Genomic DNA, 22440 nt, shown 5'->3' on the forward strand with positions numbered 1-22440 from the left:
ATTAAAAGTTGAGCCTTTTTTAGTCATAAAAAATCCCCTCCAAGTAATAGTGTAACATCCATGTGTGCACATGGTCTTTTTTACACTGTCTACCTAAAGGGGATAATACCATATGAAAAGGCCTTTTTAATTAATCATTCAATAAAGTAAACTCATTTCCAAGTTTCCCCCATTGAATGATCACATCTTTTTCATTTGATCCCTATGCCTAATAATTAAAGAATTATCCCTGAAAAACTCCCCTTCAATACTTCTTTTTCAAGTTGATTCATACATGTAAACATCGCAATAATCTTTGTACGATTTTTTTCATCAGGTTCAAATTGTTCAATTATAACGTCACAACGAATCGTATCACCGCTAAAAACGGGACGTAAAAACTCAAAATCCATCTTGCGCGCTAATACATTATAATCACCGCCAACTTTCGTAGGAAGCGTTGATGTTAAAAGGCCTTGTACAACAAATCGTCCTTGTTCATCTGGTGTAACATGATGAATTCCTTCATCTTTAGATACTTCTGTAAATAACGCAACATCCTCTTTTGTAAACGTTCGCTCAAAGGTGATTTTTTCGCCTACTTGCAATTTCATCGATACTCCTCCTCAAAAACACTATGTGATTTACTTTCTAAAATAAGAAAAACCGAAACTACAAATCATTTCGGTTTTTCAAACTAAAGAAGTCTATATTTATCCCGCATTAACGGTCAGTAAGACTCCCACCTCAAAATTCGGCGAATGCGAGGGAGTTAGGTGGGAGATAACTGCCCGAAAATGCCCGATTGGTTCAACTAATAATCAGTGGGGGATGGACAAAACCCCCACTGATTAAAGTTTCACTTTACTTTAACGAATGTACAAACAACCCGCTGCGAAGTTTCGGTTCAAACCACGTTGATTTCGGCGGCATCACTTCTCCAGCATCTGCGATTGTTAATAAATCTTCCATTGATGTCGGATATAACGCGAATGCTGCTTTATATTCACCACTATGCACAAGACGTTCTAGTTCTTCTAGCCCGCGGATTCCACCGACGAAATCAATGCGTGAATCAGAGCGCGGATCATGTATTTCAAGTACTTGACTTAATAAATGATCTTGTAAAATAGATACATCTAAACGCCTGACAAGATCATTCGCATCAAATGTTTCCTCTTTCACAGTGAGCTTATACCATTTCTCGTTTACATACATGCCAAATGATTTTGGCTCATTTGGTTTATATGGTGAAACCCCTGCTTCTTCCACATAAAAATATTGCGCAACTTGCTTTAAAAATTGCTCTACTGATAAGCCATTTAAATCTTTCACAACCCGGTTATAGTCCCAAATTGATAATTCATCCTGAGGGAATAAAACAGATAGGAAGAAATTAAATTCCTCTTCTCCAGTGTAATTCGGATATTGCTCTCTTCGCATTAGCCCAACTTTTGCCGCTGATGCTGAGCGATGATGTCCATCCGCAATATAAAGATTAGGAATGTCTTCAAATGCGTTTACTAAAGTCGTAACTACTTCTTCATCTGCAATCTTCCACGCAACATGCCCCACACCATCTTCCGCTGTAAATGTATAGATTGGCGCATGTTCCTCTTTCCAGCTTGCAATTAAACGTTTCACTTCTTCTTTTGTACGATACGTTAAAAAGATTGGCCCCGTATTTGCGTCACACACATCTACGTGGCGAATACGATCAAGTTCTTTTTCATGACGCGTTCTTTCATGTTTTTTAATTGTATCATCTTCATACTCGTCAATCGATGTACAAACGACAAGGCCTGACTGCGTTCTTCCTTGCATCGTCAGTTCATAAATGTAAAGCGCTGGCTCTTCATCTTGAACGAACACTTCTTCTTGTATAAATTGCTTTAAATTTTCACCCGCTTTTTCATATACGCGATCATCGTACGGTGAAAGTGCCGGGTCTAAATCAATTTCTGCTTTATCAACGTGTAAGAAAGAATATGGATTCCCTTTTACAACTTCTCTTGCCTCTTCACTATTTAATACGTCATACGGTAAAGCTGCTACTTGTGCTGCTTTTCCTTCTACTGGACGAATGGCACGAAACGGTCGGATTTTTGCCAAGTTTCTCTCTCCTTTACACAATCATTCGAACGGCTACAACACCTGTGATTTTGCTTATATTTTCCACAATATTCTCTTTCATTATATCATCAATTCCGTTATCAATATCAATCATTGTGTACGCCCAAGAATGTTTACTACGATTAATCATATCCGCAATATTAATATGATGTTCTGCTAAGCATCCTGTAATTTGTCCTACCATGTTTGGTACATTTTGATGCATAATTGTAATTCGTTTTTTTCCAATGTACGGAAGCTCTACGTTTGGATAGTTTACTGAATTACGAATATTACCTGTCTCTAAATATTCACGTAATTGACGTGCAGCCATTACTGCACAATTTTCTTCAGATTCAGACGTAGATGCACCGAGATGAGGAGTTGCTGTTACATTTTTCATCTTTATCACATTTTCATTTGGGAAATCAGTTACGTAATGTGTAATAATATCTTCTTCTAACGCTTTTTGAAGAGCATTTTCATCTACAAGTTCTCCTCTAGAAAAATTGAATAGACGCATTCCATTTTTCATTGTCTCTATAGCGTGTTCACCAATAATTCCCTTCGTTTGGTTCGTAAGAGGAATATGAAGTGTAATATAATCACACGTTGCAAAAATTTCATCTGAACTAAATGCCCTTTGCACTTGTGTAGAAAGACGCCATGCCGTTTCAACTGATATATACGGATCATATCCAACAACGTCCATACCTAAAGCTAACGCATCATTTGCAACTAAAGCACCAATTGCACCAAGACCGATAACACCTAGACGTTTCCCTGCAATCTCTGATCCAACGAATTGCTTCTTCCCAGCTTCAACAAGCTGTGGTACTTCTTCTCCGTCTAACTCTTTCGTCCAGCTCACTCCGTTTATAATATTACGGGAAGACATAATAAGGCTTGCGATAATAAGTTCCTTCACTGCATTCGCATTAGCCCCTGGCGTATTAAATACTACAATACCCTTTTCCGTACAACGCTCAACAGGAATATTATTTACACCGGCACCAGCTCTTGCAATTGCCTTTAAATCTTCTGAAAACTCTTCTTGATGTAAAGAATAGCTGCGAAGTAACATACCATCTGGATGACCTACTTTGTCTCCAATTTCATAGCGATTCCCATCAAAAATTTGCAAACCCTTTTCGGCAATTTGATTTAACGTTTGAACACGAAACATATCCCCATCTCCCTATCTATTCTCAAGCTCAAATTCCTTCATATAGTCTACTAATTTGTGTACACCTTGGATTGGCATCGCATTGTAAATACTAGCACGCATACCGCCGACTGAACGATGTCCCTTTAGCGTAACGAAACCGCGTTCTTTTGCTTTTTGTAAAAACTGACTATTCAGCTCTTCTGAAGGTGCTGTAAACGGAATATTCATAAGTGATCGATACGTAGGATCAACTGGTGAAGTAAACAATTTAGATTCATCTAAAAAGTTGTAAAGAAGTGAAGATTTCATTCTATTTTGTTCTTCAATCGCAGATACCCCGCCTTGTTCTTTCAACCACTCTAGTACAAGTTTCGCTACATAAATACTAAAGGTTGGCGGTGTATTATATAGGGAGTTATTTTTACTGTAAGTTTCATAGTTTAACATCGTAGGACAAGCACTATTTGCACTGCCAATTAAATCTCTTTTTATAATTACAATCGTTAAGCCTGCTGGCCCTAAATTCTTTTGCGCACCCGCATATATGAGGCCAAACTTCGTAACATCATATTGTTCTGATAAAATATTTGAGGACATATCCGCCACAAGCGGCACTTTTTCTAAATGTGGTAACTCCACATACTTTGTCCCCTCAATTGTATTATTCGTTGTAATATGTACATAATCTAGTTCTTCATCATTTGGTAAATCAGCCATTTTAGGAATCGTAGTAAACTTCTCTTTTTCAGAAGAAGCAATCACTTGTACTTCTCCTACTTTTCCGGCTTCTTGCAGCGCCTTTTTAGACCATGATCCTGTCAGTACGTACCCAGCTTTTTTATACGTACTCATTAAATTTAACGGTATCATAGAGAACTGTAATGACGCACCACCTTGTAAAAATAAAACTTCATACTCATCAGGAATGTTCATTAATTCACGAAGTAAGCTGCTGGCTTCATCAATAATACTTTGGAAATAAGAAGATCTATGGCTCATTTCCATAACAGACATGCCTGTCCCGTTATAATTTACAAGCTCCTTTTGCACTTTCTCTAAAACTGGCAAAGGGAGTATAGATGGTCCTGCTGAAAAATTATACACTCTCTCCATCACCCAGATAACCTCCCTATTTCTCATTTTTATTATTTTTTAAACTTTCTGAATTATAACCTATATACAATACACGGTCAATTTGTTTTCCATTATTACGGCGTAAGACGCGATGGAATCGCTTGCATGTGCACCCTATTTTTTATAAACATACAAAAAAGTGTTAAGTACATAATCGTACTTAACACTCTAGTAATAAAAGAATAATAGCTACTTGTTCGTAAAGAACCGATCAAAAATTTGATAAATAGCGGAAAGACCAAAGAGCCAATAAATGGTGTCCACAAGCGCCGGCATAGAACCAAACCATTTCTCAACTACGTTATAATCTAACGCCACAAACAACCAATTCAAACCGCCAAGAATCACCAAAATTACTGTAAGGTAAGACAAAAATTTCATTATGATTGCCCCCTAGGTGATAAGATGGTGAAAGGCCTTTCACTAAAATATATGTAATAGATTCTAAAACTTACCTATTTTATAAAATTTATTTTTTATACCAGCCATTAATAACTGTCTCTGCTTCTTTACTATGTATTTGATATGAATGATTACTATCATTAGATCCAATAAACCAAATTGAAAAACCTTTAAAATATGGCTTCGGTTCTAATACATCTCGGTAAGCACGCCACCCGTTAAGTTGTACATCTTTCGAAAACACATTCGTAACATCTGGGTTCCACGGGTTTTGTAGTCCAAGTTCACGTGCTGGGACGTTAAATCCACCAAAATATACTGGCTTTCCTGTTGTTTTATGTAATTGTTCCAGTTGCTGAACAACATTTTGCCCACGATTGTATACTGTCGTCGCAAATAAACTTTGTTTTACTTCTTCGTATGATGGATTTCTTTTTCCTGAAACTTCAAACCAACTATCAATACTTACAATGTCCACCTTTTTTAAATACGGGCGATTTATTTTCTCTTTAAATTTCGCCTCAAAAGAAGGATCCCAACTTGCAGTTAACCACCAGTTCATTTGATACAAAACATTTCCTTTATACTGCTGGCGAACAAAATTAATCGTATCATTCCAATATCCTTCTGCATATTCCATATTCACGAAATTAGAAGCGATCTTCAGCCCATAAATATTGTACTTACTTGTAATGGAATTAAAAATATCTTGTAAAACAACCGATTTCCAATTCCAGAAGAAATCGTTAATATTACTCGGGTTCCACTCTGTTTCTCCAATATTTCCTTGCTGAATAAACGGGAATGGTTCCACTATAACTTGAATATTACGCTTTAATAATTCTTGAATTAAAATAATAGCTTGTTTTTTTTGCGCCTGATTGATTACCATATTAGCAGAATTCACATTTGGAATATCAACTTGGATCGGCACATTTACTGTATTTAAATTCAAGCGCTCCACATCAGCTAACACTTTCGCTACATTTCCTACTTCCCATACCGTTACGTTTCCTGATTTTATTTTTCCAGATTGAACAGTATTTACATCTGCCTGTACATTCCCCTGAAAACAAAAAGAAAACAACATAATACACACTCCTAAAATACTTACTAAACTCTTACTTTTCTTCACAAGTTTCCCCCTATAATTTTTGGCTTTCTTGATTATTTTATACAACATTACACATATATTCCATAAGAAAAATAATTCAAAAAAAGAGCGGTTCTCCCGCTCCTTTACAAACCATTCCATCTCAAAATATCCACACATTATTTAGGAACTAAATTTAACACTTTTCCTTCTATCCCATCTGTATTAAGTGTAGTCGTATGATACTCACCGTTCACCCAATCATCTATTTGATCATGATACCAATCGCTTCTAAAATGCCCTGACTGTCCTGGTCCTACTATATGATAACCGTTTGACATATTTTTCGTATCAATAACGAATCGCCAAGAAGCTCCATGATTTACAATACCGTTATCGCCGTAACTCGCTGCTTGAACGGTAACTTGGCTTCCGCCAATTGGAACTGGTTTCTCACGATTAAATGCGAGTAATGCTAATATACTAGATGATTTCGAAATTGGGTGTGTAAAAGCAAGTTGATGGTAATCTCCCCACTTCCATTCTGCTACATTCGATCCATACTCCTTCTGCAATTTCTTCATTACATTCTCGTACGATGTATGAACAACTTTTGTGAAGCCTCCGTACTTCGTAAACCAAGCGCTATTTTCACCGTTTACTTGCTTACGAATTAATTCATCGACAACTTGTGACTTCCCTTCAAATAACTCCATCACATCTTTCGGTATTTCTTTTGAAAATAACGTATTCGAAATCTCTTTCATTAATAAATGGAAAATTAATGGTGCCGCTTCATCTTTACTGTCGTAAAAGTTCCACTTTGTTAATTGTTTTACTCCTTCTTTCTCCACTTCAGTTAAAGCTGTTTTATTTAACTCCTTTAAAAATATTGGAGTAAATTCTTTCCCGTATAAATTCTTTTGATCCATCTGTAACTCTTCTAAATCTTTTACCGTATACTTATCCTTCTCTTGCAAAAACTCTTGAATGCGCATTTGCCTATATGGCTGCGCCCATGTATTACTAATATGATACGGATAATCATCATCAACAATTTTATTATTCGCAGTTGAAATAAACCCTTCTTTCGGATTTATTACTTTTGGAAGCTGATCAAACGGAATATACCCTTCCCATTCATATTCATCTGTCCATCCTGGAACAGGCAAACTACCATCGCCTTTTTTACGTATCGGTATATTTCCATTCGCTTTATAAGCAATCGTTCCGTCGTTTGATGCAAACAAAAAGTTTTGAGTTGGTGTATGAAAATCTTGAAGAGCTGTTTCAAACTCAGTCCAGTTTTTTGCTTTATTCATATTTAGTACTGCCTTCAATTCAGCTGAAGGCTCTAAAGCAGTCCATTTCAAAGCGAATACTGTTTTCGTTTTCTCTTTCCCCTTATCCGCAAACTCTGAAATGACTGGACCGTGCCTCGTAATCGTAACTTTATAAGGGATTATTTTTCCGCCCTTTACCTTAATAGATTCGTCAACAACCGTAGCCTTTTCCCACTTATCGTTATACAAAAATTCATTTTCATTATTAGGATTTCGCTTTTCAATATATAAATCTTGTACATCAGGACCTGTATTCGTAACACCCCAGGCAATCTCTTTATTATGCCCTAACATAACACCAGGAACACCCGCAAAAATAACTCCACTCACATTTACATCTTTCGTTTCTAACTTTGTTTGATACCATATAGAAGGTGTCGCAAGAGAAAGATGCGGATCATCCGCTAAAATCGGCTTACCAGATGCACTCTTCTCACCGCTCACAACCCAGTTATTACTCCCATTAAACTCTGGTGGAATGATCGTCTTTGAAAAACTTTGCGCTACATTTACATTTGTATTTTTTAGTTCAGCTAGTAATCTAGGTGCATCTTTCGGATAGGATGGAAATAGTTCAGCTGCTTGCTCTTCCGGAAGATTTTTCAACGCCCAATATCGAAATGCCTGTCCATGCCAATGTCCTCCAAGATCAAATGCCATATACTTTCCAATCGTTAAAGAATCCACGATTGACCATTCAGCTGGCTCGTATCCTAATAAAGTAAACTCAACGGGCAATCTCTTTTCCTCTTTTGCCTCACGTATAAAAGCGTTCACTCCATCAGCAAATGACTGTAAAGCATATTTCGCTTCTCCATCATATTGATTTAAAGACGCTTCTGCTGCACGACGTAGACCGAGCGTACGAAACAACTTATCTTTATCAACAGCTACTTCACCAACAACTTCACTTAACGTCCCTGAAGCTTGCCTTCTACTTAAATCCATTTGAAACAAACGATCTTGCGCTTGTACGTATCCTTGCGAAAAATATAAATCATGTGCATTTTCCGCTTTAATATGTGGTACACCTTTACTATCTCGTTTCACCGCAACAGCATATTGTAAATCCTCAAGTTTTATCGTTCCATCTATCTTTGGCATAGAACTCAACGTATATATGTTCAAAAAAATCATAGCGCAAATAAACAAAAAAAGAACGATACTACTAGACCAAATAAAAATTCTTTTTCCCCTTTTTCGTTTCTTTTTTATGACGACTTCCATACAATCCCCTCCTTTCTCAATCTATTCGCTTCTATTGTGAAAGAACCTCTTAGAAAAGAAGAAATCATTCCTTGCTCCTGCTATGGATCATACAAACTGAATAATCCTCTCTTACGCACTATTTCCTTTCCTTTACTGAAGCTTACTCGTCCTTTCTTACACCAATTCCTCAAAATCCCCTTTACATAAGCAAGTGTTCCCTTATTATTTTCAAACGCAATTTTAAGTGCCTCTAGTACTGTATCTCCTGAAACTCTTTGCATCCACCTCTCTAATTCCTTCACGATATATGGAGATAAACTACTTATATTTTGTTCGTAAAACTTGTAAACTTCAATATACGGAGTGGCCTCCTCTACTATTTCTACCTCTTCCACAGCTTCCTTCTCTTGAATAATTGCTTGTTGTGAATTACTACTAATCTCTTCCTCTGGCATACCAAAATACTGAAGTAATAACGGAATCTTGTATTCTTCTTCAAGACATTTACGTAAAAACATATGTATGAACTCTTTACTTTTCACAGTCTTCAATTCACGTAACACGCACTTCTCTACATTCGTATTTAAAATAGGGTTATAGTGTAGCCAATTTATTATGAATAACTCTTTCGTTTCCGCATCATATAAAATCTTCCCGTATTCCACAAACCGGTTCAATAACTTCTCAACAGTCTCCATACTGTAACCAGTTTCAAGCTCTGCTAAACGCTTTGGCAATATGTAAATACCACATTGCTTCGTTTTCGTACCAGTTAACAAATATATGTAAAAATAACGCTCTTCTGGCGTTAAATCTAAAATGAATTCATCTTGCCAAAAATTCATCTGCACATTACGGTACACCGCCATCAGTTTTCCCTCCACTCTTTGTTAGCAAATAGGAAAATTCCAATCCTTCAATATAAATATAGGAATGAGGTAACGGTTTTGGCATTCGAGTTCCAAATTTTTTTTACTACTACTACTACGACGGTTTTATTTTTTCGCGCTTTTTTGTTCTTGTAGTTGTTTTTGTTTTGTTTTTTCTTAGTGATTTATTACTTGGTAGGTGCTTATGAGGGGCTTTGAAGGGGCTTATATAAAAAAAGAGCTAATCCAAATTATTATTTTGGATCAGCTCTTTTCTACATGTAATTTATTGTGCTTTTTCTATCGCGTCTAACATCTTCACTAAAAATACAGCCGACTCACCACGAGTTGTTGTACCTTGAAGATTAAACTCATTGTTTCCAACACCATTAATGATTTTTAAACTGTATAATCTTTGAACTGGTTGTTTGTATGTTATTAAATGTTTATCTCTAAATGGTAACGCTACTAAATCACCTGTAATGCCTTTATACTGTAATGATTTGTCAATCATAATAGATGCTTCTTCACGAGTAATTGGTGCGTTAGGGTCAAAAGTTTATCACATGATCCGATAGTTGCCGCCTACTTCCTTTCTCGCTATTACTTTCACAGTACATTCGACTCTGAAGATATTATAAAAAGTCGATTTCTTACCTCAATAAAGAATCGACTTTTTTATAATCAAATTTAATTATTTTTCACTATAGTTTCCATTTTCTGATTAGCATCTCATTCAAAAAACGTATAATTGAAATACACTTCTGCAAAAATCATTTTAATAACGATAATATGATAGATACCGAATTATCTACAACTGAACGTTCTGGACGAGATTTCATTAACACTGTTAATCCAATTAATGAAGTGACTAGCGTTTGTGCTAATGCTTTAGCATTCACATCACTTTGCAGTTCTCCAGACTGAATACCTTTAGTAATTAATTCTTGAAATATAACTGAAAGATACATTTGATGTTCTCTAGTCAACACTTCAAATTTTTCATTATGAGGAGCAAGCTCCACCATTGTGTTAATACAGAAACAGCCTTTATTTGATTCTTTTTTATATTCCTCTTCCACCATATTTTCAAAAAATGCACGAATGGCCTCTTTTACAGATTGTTCTTTTTGAAGTTTTATTCGAATGCTAGCTGCGTGTAAATTCGTGTATCTCCGTAATGCAGCTTCAAACAGCCCTTCTTTATCACCAAATGCCGCATATAAACTCGGTCTTTGTATTTCCATTTTAGCAGTTAGATCACTTAATGAAGTAGCAGCGTATCCTTTCTCCCAAAAAAGTTGCATAGCAGCATCCAAAGCTTTTTCTTTATCAAATTCGCGTAGTCGAGCCATTTAACCCCTCCTCTTTCTTCAACTGTTTTCTAAATTATAAATCACGATTTTATGTACTAATCGGTATATTATATATCGTATTAAATTATAAATGATATGTCAAAAGAAACTGAAATCACTTTGCAATTCACTTGACATATTAACTTATCCCTGATTATATTTTACTTATGAAATAACATACCGATCGGTACGTTATTTTAAAAACAAAAGGAGATGATATTATGGATGTTAAAGAAAAAATGACAACTGCTCTTACTCAGAATAATGATCAGTTCCAATCACCTATCAATACAATCATGCCCCGCTATATAACTCTATTATTTTCAATAGCTTGCGGGATGGCTGTGGCGAATATATACTTCGCTCATCCTCTACTTGATTCTTTATCAAATGAGTTTAAGATCAACCATTCAACTATTGGTGTCGTTATTACGATTACTCAAGTTTGTTATGCACTCGGATTACTTTTATTAGTTCCACTTGGTGATTTGTTAAACCAAAAAAGACTTATTATTGTTCAAATGCTTTTATCCGTTTTCGCTTTAATTGTGGTCGGAGTCGCTCCTTCAAGTACCGTACTTTTTATAGGTATGGCCTTAGTCGGAATTCTTGCGACTGTTACGCAGACACTCGTCGCATACGCATCCATTTTAGCTAATCCAAAAGACCGTGGGCGAATAGTAGGTTTCGTTACGAGTGGTGTTGTAATAGGAATTCTACTTGCACGTACATTTGCCGGAACATTAACAGATTTAGCGGGATGGCGTTCCGTTTATCTTACCTCTGCTGTACTTATGCTCTTCGTAATTGGTTTGTTATATCGTAATTTACCTAATCTTGAACATAAAAAAACAGCTATGACCTATCGTAACTTATTACGTTCTGTTCTCTTATTATTTGTAGAAGAAAAGATCTTACGTATTCGCGGAATATTAGCATTGCTTATTTTTACTGCCTTCAGTATTTTATGGACTTCATTAGTTTTACCTCTAAGTGCTGCACCATATAATCTATCACATACAGCCATCGGAGCATTTGGTCTTGCTGGAGTTGCCGGTGCATTAGCTGCTACTAAGGCTGGACAACTGGCTGATCGGGGATTAGGAGAGCGAACTACTGGCATTGCCTTAACTTTATTATTACTTTCATGGTTCCTAATTAAATTAATGAACCATTCTCTATTCCTACTAGTTATCGGTGTTATCCTTTTAGATTTAGCTGTGCAAGCTGTACATGTCACGAACCAAAGTATACTTTTCACAGTGCGTCCTGAAGCGAGAAGTCGGCTCACTGCTAGTTATATGATTTTTTATTCTATCGGCAGTGCTACAGGTGCAATTCTTTCAACAAACATTTATGCAAGCTACGGATGGAACGGAGTATGTATATTAGGTGCATCCGTTAGTGCTTGCGCTCTTTTATTCTGGGCAATGACCTTACGACGATCATCATAAATAAAAGGAGAATAACTCATTTGTGTATTTTTTAATACGTGTTTTTCTACCAGGCTATAAAGTGAAACTTTGATCAGTGGGGGTTTTGCTCATCCCCCACTGATTATTAGCCTACACCAATCGGGCGTTTACGGGCAGCCCGACTCCCACAAATAGCGGGATAAAATAGCATTTACTTTTTAACATAAATCAACGGCATTTTTAATATAAAAATGCCGTTGATTCCAAATTTCATGTATGCGATTCGCCATTTCATGATAATAGATCATATACTAGCGAAATACATCTATTACAAATTACCTTTAACTTTTCCAACAATCTCGTTTATCGTATTTCGATCTAGCTTGTCACTAATTTCGTATGGCTCACGATCTCCTACTAATTGTACGCCTACGATGTCGTTGCGGTCCTTACCGTATTGCACTTCAATAATAGATCCGCGCTCTATTTGTTTCCAAATGTAACCTGCTTCATCTTTATTGTCTAAAGTAATACAGTCCTCAATGTTTTCATTAATTCCAATTAACATATTATCGTCAATATACCCAATCTCGTACTGTTGACGTTCTTTCGCTTTTCCGCTTACTAATATACCCGCCCTACCATATGAGTAATCCATATAGTCCTTTTGCTCCGTTTGTACCGCTTTCGGCTCTTGTACTTCAGTTTTTTCAGTAGTCCCACAACCGGTAATAAGACCGATTGGCATAACTGCAGTTAATACTACTCTAGTAAATTTCTTTATCATTTATAACTAACCTCACGTGATTAAGCTTTAGTTTCATTTATCGCTTTATTAAAGGATAACATGACAGCGCGAAAAAAAAGCCAAATAAAAAATATTATTTACATTTCCCACTTATATAAGGGACTAGGCCGTTTAAACCTAGTCCCTACATAACTTTAACTTTTCTTTACATGCTTAATGATGCTTCATCCTTATTTCTTTACTATACTCTGTACATCTTATGTGTTAGAAACTTCTTCTTTCATTTTATCCCGCTATTTGTGGGCAGTAAGACTCCCACCTCAAAATTCGGCTGGAGCAAAGAAGTTAGGTGGGAGATTAACTGCCCGTAAACGCCCGATTGGTGTAGGCTAATAATTAGTGGGGGATGAACACCCCCCACTGATTAAAGTTTCACTTTATATACCCTATCTCTTTTCTCATCACTTTTGATAAAAGTAAGCTTCCCTTCCGTAACAAAACCTTCTAATATTAAGCATACTTTTCCAAATGCTTTAGGCTTATCCGTTGTGAATCTTTCATCTGGTATTTTGCCAGATCGTATTAATTGTTCGCATAGCTCTAATGCACTTATTTCTTCAGAATTAAATAACCCCAATATATCTTGTTGCAATGGCGATAAAGATACTGGTATCTCAGCTACCTCCACCTTTTCTTTTTCTTCTTCAAATAAATCTTCAAATGAAATTTGATTCATTACATCTTTTCCTTTCTGACAATGGATTTGTATAACATGAACTGAATCCTATATGTACTAGAACTTTTTAATTTAGTTATTGTTATGTAGTACTTACCTTATTACATGAATTTCATAACTTATGTACATCGTTTCAAGTAGTATGTTTCGATTATACCAAATATACGTTCTATCATCTATGGTATAATCCATTATAACAGGACTAAAAGCAGGATACCAAGAATCATACAATATAAATAATCAGTTGAATGCAATTCTAAAATCGCTTAAAGGAAAAACGAAACAATTAAGACATCTCAAGGAGAAATATGGTTTAGAATTTTTTTTAATGGTAGTGATTCAAGTTGAGAATAGCGAACCGCCAGCAATGTATTTACAGAAAGACATTATTGATTTTGCTAGTTTAATTCAAGCGGAAATTCATTTTTATTTATATATTTAGTTAAAATAAAAACGCTGTTGATGTTAGAATCAACAGCGTTTTCTTATGTGGTTATATATGTGAATTACTTTAAGGTTTTCTGTGAAAAACAAGATGTATTTTATCTTGCTTGCACCTCAAAACAGAATCTTTTTTCATTTATATAACCTCTTTTTACTTCAATTTCCCCTCAAAAACAATCTTCCTACCGCACGGTTCAACTTCTGTTTTCCCTTCTTTCTTTACTTCATGAAAGATTGGCTCTTCCATGCGACGAGACGGTGCATACCCTTCTTGCTCCATACGTGCTAAGCAGTCTGTAATCGTTTCGTTTTCTAGTACTTCAAATTTTTTCTTATTAGGTTGTTTTGTCATGCCCTAACCTACTTTCTATTTTTCTTGATGCAAATTGATTTTTCATGTGAATAATATATACCAGTGCGAGAATACCCATTATAATCATAACCGCAATAAAAAAGCTTGTATACTGTATTTTTTCTATAAATACGCCTCCTAATACAGGTCCCATAATACTTCCTATACTAAAGGCGATTCCGGATAATATATTACCTGCTGGTAGTAAGTGTCTCGGTAATAAATCTGTCATGAATCCAAGACCTAATGAGAAGCACGAGCCAATGACCATACCCGCTATAAGCATACATGTAAATACGATCCAGTAATATTGATCAAATACTGCTGCAAGCAAGAAAATGCCCGTACTTATGCTGAACGTCCACGTTAAAATGCGGTCTCTTCCATATTTATCACTTAACATACCGAGCGGGATTTGTGTAATAATACCTCCAACTGCGAATGCTGGTAATAAGAAAGAAACATCTGATACAGACCACCCTTTGCGAAGTGCGTATACTGGTAAGTTACTATTTAGCATTGCTTCAAGCACACCATATGCAAGTGGACCAATAAGTGCAATCCAAGATAATCCAACGACCTGTTTATAACGAGAAAATGATGATTCACTTTCCGTTTTCGTTTCATCTTGTGCTGGGAATGCATTTTTCGTCGGTAATAGTAAAATCCACCCTATTAAGCAAAGTATAGTAGATACGATAAATGGCGTTGCTAGACCGTACTGAACTGTACTTGCCAGATAAGGGCCAATTGCAAAACCAATTCCGCAGAATACGCCGTATATCGATACTTGCCTGCCTATTTTACTAGGGTCTGTCGTTGTTGTAATCCACGTTTGCGTTCCGACATGAAGCATATGATCTCCAACGCCAACTAGGAATCTAAGAATAAACCATACCCAAAATGAAAATATTTGTGTAAAAAAGAATAATGAAATAATAACGAGAAAAACACCAATTACGATAATTGGTTTCATTCCAAACCTTTGCATCGGTTTTTCAAGAAACGGTGAAATAAATAATATCCCGATGTATAATGCCGTCGCATGAATACCGTTAATACTTGAACTAACCCCTTCTTGTTCAAAAATCATGGCGATTGTAGGTAGTAACATTCCTTGCGATAAACCAGAAATTGCTGCAATCCCAACCATAATCCAAAATGTAAAACGCATTGACATCCCCAATCTCTGCTACTAAAAATATAGACAAATGTACATTCTTAGGGTATTCCTGCTTCTACGTGTCCTATCTCGCTACTACAGTTTGCTGTAACACTCCACAGGCGTAAATTCCGATGTAGCCCACCGTACATATATACAATCTATTTACGTTAGTATTGTATATTTTTTTGCTTGTAAAAGGTTGATTGACGCGTTCAAATCTCTATCCATTACATTTCCGCATTCACATGTATATACTCGATCAGATAGCTTTAAATCCGCTTTCTTTTGATCGCAACATGAGCATAACTGTGACGACGGATAGAATATATCTACTTGACGTAGTTCGATTCCGTATTCCTCACATTTAGCCTCTAACCATATTTTAAATGTATAGAAATATTGCTCAGCAACTGCTTTTGATAGATGTTTGTTCTTCATCATACCTTTTACATTTAAGTCTTCTACTGTATTAAACGTTGGCTTGGTTTTCACCACAGCATTTACAACAGACTTTACATACTCTAGTCGAATATTCGCTAATCGAGTACATAGCTTTTGCACCCTAAGAACATTTTTATCTATATTCGCTCTTTTATTAGTAACAGATTTTCCACCTCTCTTTTTTATATTTTCATATTTTCACGATAAAGAGCGTTGTTCACGTTTTAACCGTTTTTCTATCTTTTTTACTTTTATTGTTTTTTTGATATTTTTGTGAGTTTTCCCATCGCTACGTACAGCAAAATCCTTCACTCCTAAATCAATCCCTAGACCTATTTTATTGAGTGTTCGCTTCGCTTTTGTTTCTTCCAATTCGCAAAGTACAGATACAAAATATCTTCCTGCTCTTTGTTTTTAGAGATATACAGGTTGTAAACATACCTACACACACCAATCGTCTGATTTATTTGGGTTATTTGTTCTTTTGTCGGATGAATTTCTATTAGATATGCTCTTTTCATAAATCTTTATCCTCCGATATTTTCTTTTTGTATTTCCTTAACCCGTAAATTCTACAACTGAATACATGAACGATAGATAGTAAGTCTTGAATAAGCTCTTCCTGCAGAGAGAATTTTTCATTCGTTACAACAATAATCTCTACCCCAAACTTACTAAGGAATTTTTCAAACCATTCATAACCAAAACGTATAAACCTATCTCTGTGTACAATAATGATAGTTGAGACATTACCATCCGTACAATCTACAATACCCCCTCGTGCATTAGCAAATGTTTTTAAAAACTCAATCTGATTCTCTAAATCATCTTTCTGCCCCCGATTAGACACCTGTGTGTAAATAACCGTTTTACCTACTTTATTTCCTTCTTGAATCCCATATAGTCTTTATACTGTTTATCTGTATATTATCTTCTTCCTTTAGGTTTTCGGTAAGCAGTCAATACACCCTCGTTATCCCATCTCTGCAAAGTCCTTACAGATATATTGATGATTTCATAAAATTCTTTTAGTTTATATTGTTTCGTAGGTAGATTGCAACATATTTGTCTACATTTGTGTATATTTTATATAACTGTATTTATCTCCCTTTTATAATCCACTACATTCATTATATATGGTTTGCTATACAATAAGAAAGCAATATTAAGAATCTTCTAGCGAATGAAATTATATCGACGCAAATTAGAATATATCGAACATAACTTTAAATATATCAATGCAAAATGAAATATATCGACGTTTCAACATAAATTTTCCAACCAATCCTCTACATGTTTTATAAATACATCTAAACAATCAATAAACGGTGAATGCCCACAATCTTCTAATACCTTCAACTCCGCATTTGGCAAATGTTTTGTTAATTCCTCTCCAACCACTTGCGGTACAACATAATCGCGGTCACCTTGTATGACGAGTGTTGGAGCTTTAATGCGATGAATTCGCTTATTCCCCTCCACAACCCCATTATGTTCATCCGAAATATTAAATGTAATTAACGCATAATTTACATCAACGAAATTACGCTGCGTTAACATATCATCTAAATACTTTTCATAACGCTCTGGTTCAGGTTGATTATGTGTATATATTAATAGATTCCAGACTGTTCGGTAATACACTTTATTCATATTTTTTATCGCATCTACAACTGGTGCGATTTGCACTGGATCTTGCGCGACTTCTTCTTTCGTTTTTAATAAGCTCGATACGATTGGTTGCCCATTAATATCTTTTTTAAAGATTGGATATCCTTTCATTCCGACCGATTCTACTAAAATTAATTTTTCTACAAAAGTAGGGTGACTCGCTGTAAACTCCATCGCCACACCGCCACCCATTGACCATCCCATTAACGAAAATTTCTCTAGCTTTAATTGATCTATAAATAGTTTCACATCTTCTGCAAAGTCTTGTAGTGAATCTATCGACTTATTATAAGTTGATTGTCCAAATCCTCTTAAATCAATTGCGTAAATATGATATTGATCTTGCAGTTTCTCAATAACTAAATCAAAGTGTTGTGACGATGTCATATTCCCATGAATGAGTACGAGTATTTCTTCATTTTGCCTTCCAACTTCTTGATATGCAATCGTTTCTCCGTTCGATAGTGAAACAAACTCCATTGTTGCAGGCTTAATCATCACAAGTTCCCCCATTCTTTTAATAGAAAGAAAATTCTTTACTTAATTAAAGAATACCATACAGAATGTATGTTCTCAATATAAAATCTATACGAAATTTCCACATAAAACAACATGTCTATTACTAGACAATTAAAATAAAAAGGTATATAGTTAGCTAGGTAACTAATTTGAAAGGATCAAAATACATGGACGAAAAACAACATTTTTTCCACATTGTCAGTCAAACTTCTCGTAAGTTTACGAAGAAATTTAATGAACGTGTATCTCCAACAGGATTATTTAGTGCGCAATGGGCTGTTATTTTCCGTATTAATCAAACTGGATCTTGCACCCAAACAGAATTATGTCAGTATTTAAATGTCGAATCACCAACGATGACCCGCACGTTAACACGTATGGAAACGATGGGCTGGATTATTCGTACGGAAGGAAAAGATCGCCGTGAGAAGCTCATTTCCTTATCGGAAACAGCAATAGAAATGATTCCAGTATGGCAAGAAGAAGTTGATTCCTTTGAAGAAAAGACGCTAGAAGGTATTAAAGAAGAAGACTTACATGAAGCTTTTCAATTGTTACAACAAATTATCAAAAATTTAGATCATTAATATGGAGGGATGACGATGCAAAGTGAAAAACTTTGGACGAAGGATTTCCTCGGAACTTGTTTTAGTAGTCTGTTTCTCTTTTTAACATTTTACATGCTTATGACTACTCTGCCTGTCTATGTTATAGACAGCCTAAAAGGAAAACCTGAGGAAATTGGCTTAGTTGCAACTGTTTTTCTTATTTCATCTGTTTTATGTAGACCATTCACAGGAAAATGGCTCGATGATTTAGGAAGAAAGAAAATATTATTTATTTCACTTTCACTATTTTTAGCCGCTACTGTTATGTATTTCGGTACGCAAAGTTTATTTTTATTACTTGCCCTTCGCTTCTTACATGGTATTGGATTCGGAATGGCAACGACAGCAACTGGAACAATTGTAACTGATGTAGCACCAGCTCATAGACGCGGTGAAGCACTTGCTTATTACGGCGTATTTATGAGTCTACCAATGGTAATTGGTCCTTTTTTAGGTTTAACAATTATTTCCCATTTTTCATTTACTGTACTATTTATCGTTTGTTCAGTATTTTCATTACTCGCATTTTTATTAGGATTACTAGTCAATATTCCACATGAAAAACCAGTAAGTAAACAAACACGAGAAAAAATGAAATGGAAAGACTTAATTGAACCATCTTCTATTCCGATCGCTCTGACAGGATTTGTTTTAGCCTTTTCTTATAGTGGCATTTTATCCTTTATTCCTATTTATGCGAAAGAACTCGGTTTAAGCGACATTGCAAGTTACTTCTTTATTCTATACGCACTTGTTGTGGTCATTTCTCGTCCATTTACAGGAAAAATATTTGATCGTTTCGGTGAAAATGTACTTATTTATCCAGCTATCATTATTTTCACAATTGGGATGTTCATTTTAAGCCAAGCGCAAACTTCATTTTGGTTCCTTGGCGCAGGTATGTTAATCGGTTTAGGATACGGAACATTAATTCCAAGTTTCCAAACGATTGCAATTTCTGCCGCTCCAAACCATCGACGTGGTTCTGCGACAGCTACTTACTTCTCGTTCTTTGATAGCGGCATTGGCTTTGGTTCTTTCATTTTAGGTATCGTCGCTGCCAAATCAAGTTATCATAATATGTATTTTATCGCAGCTATTATCGTTGCTTTCACTTTACTACTTTATTATGTATTACACGGACGAAAACAAAAATTCAAGAAACAAAGTACAGACGGACAAATATCTGCTTAACGTTCATAAGGAAAGTAAACTTACCCGTTTACTTTCCTTATTTTGTATTTCTTTTAAGACGAGCGTATACTTATAATAGAAATTAAAGGAGGGACCTATATGAAATTAAAAAAATCTCCCCTACTCTTACTTATGCTAACAGTGATATTTGTAATTACAGGGCTTGGTTTTACATACTTCAAACATAATAAAACGACCCCATCAAAAAATAACGTGACGAAGGAAAACTGGTTAGACGATCCTTACTTACGTTGGTCGTATACACATATGAAAGAATTCACTTTAATTAATGAAGTAACAAACAATCCTGAACAAATTGCTCACTTCCCTACCGCGTTACAAAACTTAGACGATTTTGCTGTCCAACGTGGATTTGGAAATACGACTCCTCTAAAAAAACTTTTAGACGAAAACAAAACAGACGCTTTTGTCGTTGTACATAATGGTCAACTTGTTTATGAACGATATTTCAATGGATATAACGAGAGTAATCCTCATGGAATGGCATCATTAGCAAAGGTGTTTACTGGTGCAATCATACAATCTCTCGCTGAAGAAAATCGAATTGATGTAGAGAAAACAGCTGACACTTACATAAAAGAATTAAAAAATACACCGTTTGGTAAAGCTACACTTCAGCAATTAATGGACATGCAAGTTTCTGCACAGTACCCTACTCACGGATATATGCAGCTAGGACTAGAAAATCAAGATGCACAACTATATTTAGCTAGTAATATTTTACCCCGAGGTAAAAATTACGAGGGGCCTATGAAAATTTATGATATGTTACTAGAAGCAGAAGAAACTGCACCACCTGGTTCAGCTTTTTCTTACAATAACGGATCAACTGAAACACTCGCTTGGATTATCCGAACAATCACAGGAAAATCATTAGCTGAAAATGTAAGCGAACGAATTTGGTCTCAAATTGGTATGGAAGACAACGCTTATTACGTTACAGATGAAACAAAAGTAGAACAAGCAAGCGCTGGTTTAAATGCAACTGCTAAAGATATGGCAAGATTCGGGCAATTACTTTTAAATAATGGTCAATATAACGGAAAACAAATCGTCCCTTCTTTTATTACAGAAAGTGTGAAAGGTGTACAAGAAGGTGAACTCGCAATCGGCAGCGGCGCTTCAATTTCTTATCATAATCAATGGTGGATTCCGCATAATGAACAAGGCGCTTTCGAAGTGTTAGGCAGTTACGGACAAACTCTTTACATCGACCCGAAAGCAAATATGGTTATCGTCCACTTCTCTTCTAACGCTGCGCCTAGTAATGAAATACATTCGACTTACTCAAATATGTATGTTGATATTGCACATCATTTAGAGAAGCCTTCACAATAGTGGAGGCTTTTTTTGTTGGAGTGTTTTATTTACACCTATCCTATTCATTTGGCTATTAAGAGATATTGAAACAAAAGTTCATCATTAGAGTCGATTTTTTCTTTATCACTGTTTCAGTTGAAAGAATTACTATTTGAAACACGCCGAGATCCCATTTATATTGATAATATTTTATAAATTAGAAAACACTAGTGCTTAGGAAAGGAGGGATTGCGAATGTCCGTGAAAAAGAAATTAACTGTATTGATCATTTCACTTGCGATGATTGTAGTTATGACTACTTTAGGATCACTCAGTGTATTTGCCGAATCCGACGTTGTAACACAGCCTATTGAGGTCGAATTGAATGATGATTACTTTAATCCGAATGTCATCACTATTCCGGTTGGAAAAACGACAACGTTAATATTGAAAAACCAAGGAAATAGAGATCACACCTTTACGGTGAAAAAGCTGGGAATTGACGCCGAGGTCCCGCCAGGAAAAGAAAAAACAATTGCCGTAAAACCTGAAACTCCCGGTACGTATGAACTAATATGTCGGTTCCACTACTTGAAAGGAATGGAGGGAAAAGTAATAGTCAAATAACAAGCGATACCGGTCGATCCTTGCTTTTTTTTTATAAAGTAAAACTTAAATTCGCGGGGGTGTCCATCTCCCACGGATTATGAGCTCTCACTAATCGGTTTTTACGTGTAGCATAAATTTGTTACATTTTCGTTTTGTTGGTACTACCCCATCGCCATCAAGTTAAGAAATGCAAATACCCCCAAAACGAAATTCCTAAGCTTAAATACAGCATTTCCCATTATCTCCACGGAGAGATCCCTGTGGCTTTGAAATAAAGTTTAACCGTTTTAAAGTTATCAAGACCTAAATTGTAAAAAGTGTGACTTTAAAACAAAGTTTAATAATTTATAAAAAAGTCTGATCGTTTAAAATAAAGATTGATAATATGTAAAAAAGTTTGATCAAAATCCTGTGTTGATGTGCAGGGTTTTTTCTTATTCAGCAATCGGGCCATTTAGTTGAAGATCTCATCAGATAAGTAATAATATTTAAAGGAATAATTCATTCTGATAAAGAATATTAAAAAACGTGATGATAAGGAGGCGATTGTATGG

The 22440-nt window shown here is 35.6% G+C and carries 20 protein-coding genes and 4 pseudogenes; 6 read left to right on the plus strand and 18 right to left on the minus strand.

The window, feature by feature from the left end; genetic code table 11:
- Positions 1 to 215: 215 nt before the first annotated feature.
- The 10 genes and pseudogenes from MR071_RS23640 to MR071_RS23685 form a co-directional block, all read right to left on the minus strand.
- Positions 216 to 593: a hotdog family protein gene (locus tag MR071_RS23640; RefSeq protein WP_105587988.1), complete on the minus strand. Its 378-nt coding sequence runs from the start codon at positions 591 to 593 to the stop codon at positions 216 to 218.
- A gap of 250 nt (positions 594 to 843) precedes the next feature.
- Complete coding sequence (locus tag MR071_RS23645; protein WP_105587987.1) at positions 844 to 2091, minus strand: DUF1015 domain-containing protein; 1248 nt, start codon at positions 2089 to 2091, stop codon at positions 844 to 846.
- Positions 2092 to 2104: 13 nt separating this feature from the next.
- A complete protein-coding gene (locus tag MR071_RS23650) occupies positions 2105 to 3277 on the minus strand; it encodes a 3-phosphoglycerate dehydrogenase family protein (RefSeq protein ID WP_105587986.1) in 1173 nt (390 codons plus the stop codon).
- A 12-nt stretch (positions 3278 to 3289) separates the two neighbouring features.
- Positions 3290 to 4372 carry a 3-phosphoserine/phosphohydroxythreonine transaminase gene (serC, locus tag MR071_RS23655; RefSeq protein WP_242238125.1) on the minus strand — a complete coding sequence of 361 codons (1083 nt, stop codon included), beginning with the start codon at positions 4370 to 4372 and terminating at the stop codon, positions 3290 to 3292.
- Positions 4373 to 4582: 210 nt separating this feature from the next.
- Positions 4583 to 4774 (minus strand): DUF378 domain-containing protein, encoded by a 192-nt coding sequence (locus MR071_RS23660; protein WP_105587985.1) that lies wholly within the window; start codon positions 4772 to 4774, stop codon positions 4583 to 4585.
- Positions 4775 to 4862: 88 nt separating this feature from the next.
- Entirely contained in the window at positions 4863 to 5930 is a 1068-nt protein-coding gene (locus MR071_RS23665; protein WP_242238126.1) for a glycoside hydrolase family 113, read from the minus strand.
- Positions 5931 to 6067: 137 nt separating this feature from the next.
- Positions 6068 to 8458 carry a penicillin acylase family protein gene (locus MR071_RS23670; protein WP_242238127.1) on the minus strand — a complete coding sequence of 797 codons (2391 nt, stop codon included), beginning with the start codon at positions 8456 to 8458 and terminating at the stop codon, positions 6068 to 6070.
- 80 nt (positions 8459 to 8538) lie between these two features.
- Complete coding sequence (locus MR071_RS23675) at positions 8539 to 9309, minus strand: DnaD domain-containing protein (protein ID WP_242238128.1); 771 nt, start codon at positions 9307 to 9309, stop codon at positions 8539 to 8541.
- Positions 9310 to 9595: 286 nt separating this feature from the next.
- Positions 9596 to 9865 (minus strand): annotated as a pseudogene (locus tag MR071_RS23680) (S-layer homology domain-containing protein); the annotation flags it as partial.
- A gap of 217 nt (positions 9866 to 10082) precedes the next feature.
- Positions 10083 to 10664: a TetR/AcrR family transcriptional regulator gene (locus MR071_RS23685; RefSeq protein ID WP_105587983.1), complete on the minus strand. Its 582-nt coding sequence runs from the start codon at positions 10662 to 10664 to the stop codon at positions 10083 to 10085.
- Positions 10665 to 10885: 221 nt separating this feature from the next.
- Here MR071_RS23685 and MR071_RS23690 point away from each other — a divergent pair, with 221 nt between their 5' ends.
- Positions 10886 to 12118: an MFS transporter gene (locus MR071_RS23690; RefSeq protein WP_105587982.1), complete on the plus strand. Its 1233-nt coding sequence runs from the start codon at positions 10886 to 10888 to the stop codon at positions 12116 to 12118.
- A 289-nt stretch (positions 12119 to 12407) separates the two neighbouring features.
- On the opposite strand, the gene MR071_RS23695 is transcribed toward MR071_RS23690, so the two are convergent.
- Both MR071_RS23695 and MR071_RS23700 read right to left on the minus strand, forming a co-directional pair.
- Positions 12408 to 12866 (minus strand): hypothetical protein, encoded by a 459-nt coding sequence (locus MR071_RS23695; RefSeq protein WP_242238129.1) that lies wholly within the window; start codon positions 12864 to 12866, stop codon positions 12408 to 12410.
- Between the two features lie 385 nt (positions 12867 to 13251).
- Positions 13252 to 13563, minus strand: coding sequence for a DUF3895 domain-containing protein (locus tag MR071_RS23700; RefSeq protein ID WP_105587980.1), 312 nt, complete (start codon positions 13561 to 13563; stop codon positions 13252 to 13254).
- A 202-nt stretch (positions 13564 to 13765) separates the two neighbouring features.
- Here MR071_RS23700 and MR071_RS23705 point away from each other — a divergent pair.
- Positions 13766 to 14005: pseudogene (locus tag MR071_RS23705) on the plus strand (DUF4279 domain-containing protein); the annotation flags it as partial.
- A gap of 153 nt (positions 14006 to 14158) precedes the next feature.
- Here the strand turns inward: MR071_RS23705 and MR071_RS23710 are convergent.
- From MR071_RS23710 to phaZ, 6 genes and pseudogenes are all read right to left on the minus strand, one after another.
- Positions 14159 to 14359 carry an NETI motif-containing protein gene (locus MR071_RS23710; protein WP_242238130.1) on the minus strand — a complete coding sequence of 67 codons (201 nt, stop codon included), beginning with the start codon at positions 14357 to 14359 and terminating at the stop codon, positions 14159 to 14161.
- On the minus strand, positions 14343 to 15539 hold the full coding sequence (locus MR071_RS23715) for an MFS transporter (protein ID WP_142395948.1): 1197 nt from the start codon (positions 15537 to 15539) through the stop codon (positions 14343 to 14345). The genes MR071_RS23710 and MR071_RS23715 overlap by 17 nt, the downstream gene beginning before the upstream one ends.
- Before the next feature lie 147 nt (positions 15540 to 15686).
- Positions 15687 to 16376, minus strand: a pseudogene (locus tag MR071_RS23720) (RNA-guided endonuclease InsQ/TnpB family protein); the annotation flags it as partial.
- Complete coding sequence (locus MR071_RS25965; RefSeq protein WP_472926934.1) at positions 16298 to 16468, minus strand: helix-turn-helix domain-containing protein; 171 nt, start codon at positions 16466 to 16468, stop codon at positions 16298 to 16300. The pseudogene MR071_RS23720 and the gene MR071_RS25965, both read right to left, overlap by 79 nt.
- Positions 16407 to 17030, minus strand: a pseudogene (locus MR071_RS23725) (MerR family transcriptional regulator). The gene MR071_RS25965 and the pseudogene MR071_RS23725 overlap by 62 nt, the downstream one beginning before the upstream one ends.
- Positions 17031 to 17228: 198 nt before the next feature.
- Positions 17229 to 18149 (minus strand): intracellular short-chain-length polyhydroxyalkanoate depolymerase, encoded by a 921-nt coding sequence (gene phaZ / locus MR071_RS23730; RefSeq protein ID WP_242238131.1) that lies wholly within the window; start codon positions 18147 to 18149, stop codon positions 17229 to 17231.
- Between the two features lie 173 nt (positions 18150 to 18322).
- Between phaZ and MR071_RS23735 the strand changes: the two genes are divergently transcribed.
- The 4 genes from MR071_RS23735 (at position 18323) to MR071_RS23750 (ending at position 21904) form a co-directional block, all read left to right on the plus strand.
- Positions 18323 to 18742 carry a MarR family winged helix-turn-helix transcriptional regulator gene (locus MR071_RS23735; RefSeq protein ID WP_002013810.1) on the plus strand — a complete coding sequence of 140 codons (420 nt, stop codon included), beginning with the start codon at positions 18323 to 18325 and terminating at the stop codon, positions 18740 to 18742.
- Positions 18743 to 18757: 15 nt separating this feature from the next.
- Positions 18758 to 19957, plus strand: coding sequence for an MFS transporter (locus MR071_RS23740; RefSeq protein ID WP_105587975.1), 1200 nt, complete (start codon positions 18758 to 18760; stop codon positions 19955 to 19957).
- A 99-nt stretch (positions 19958 to 20056) separates the two neighbouring features.
- Complete coding sequence (locus tag MR071_RS23745; RefSeq protein WP_105587974.1) at positions 20057 to 21316, plus strand: serine hydrolase domain-containing protein; 1260 nt, start codon at positions 20057 to 20059, stop codon at positions 21314 to 21316.
- 216 nt (positions 21317 to 21532) lie between these two features.
- Positions 21533 to 21904, plus strand: a complete 372-nt coding sequence (locus tag MR071_RS23750; protein WP_242238132.1) for a cupredoxin domain-containing protein — start codon at positions 21533 to 21535, stop codon at positions 21902 to 21904.
- Positions 21905 to 22440 lie beyond the last annotated feature (536 nt).

It is taken from the genome of Bacillus cereus group sp. BfR-BA-01316 (assembly GCF_022664195.1).
Lineage (GTDB): Bacteria > Bacillota > Bacilli > Bacillales > Bacillaceae_G > Bacillus_A.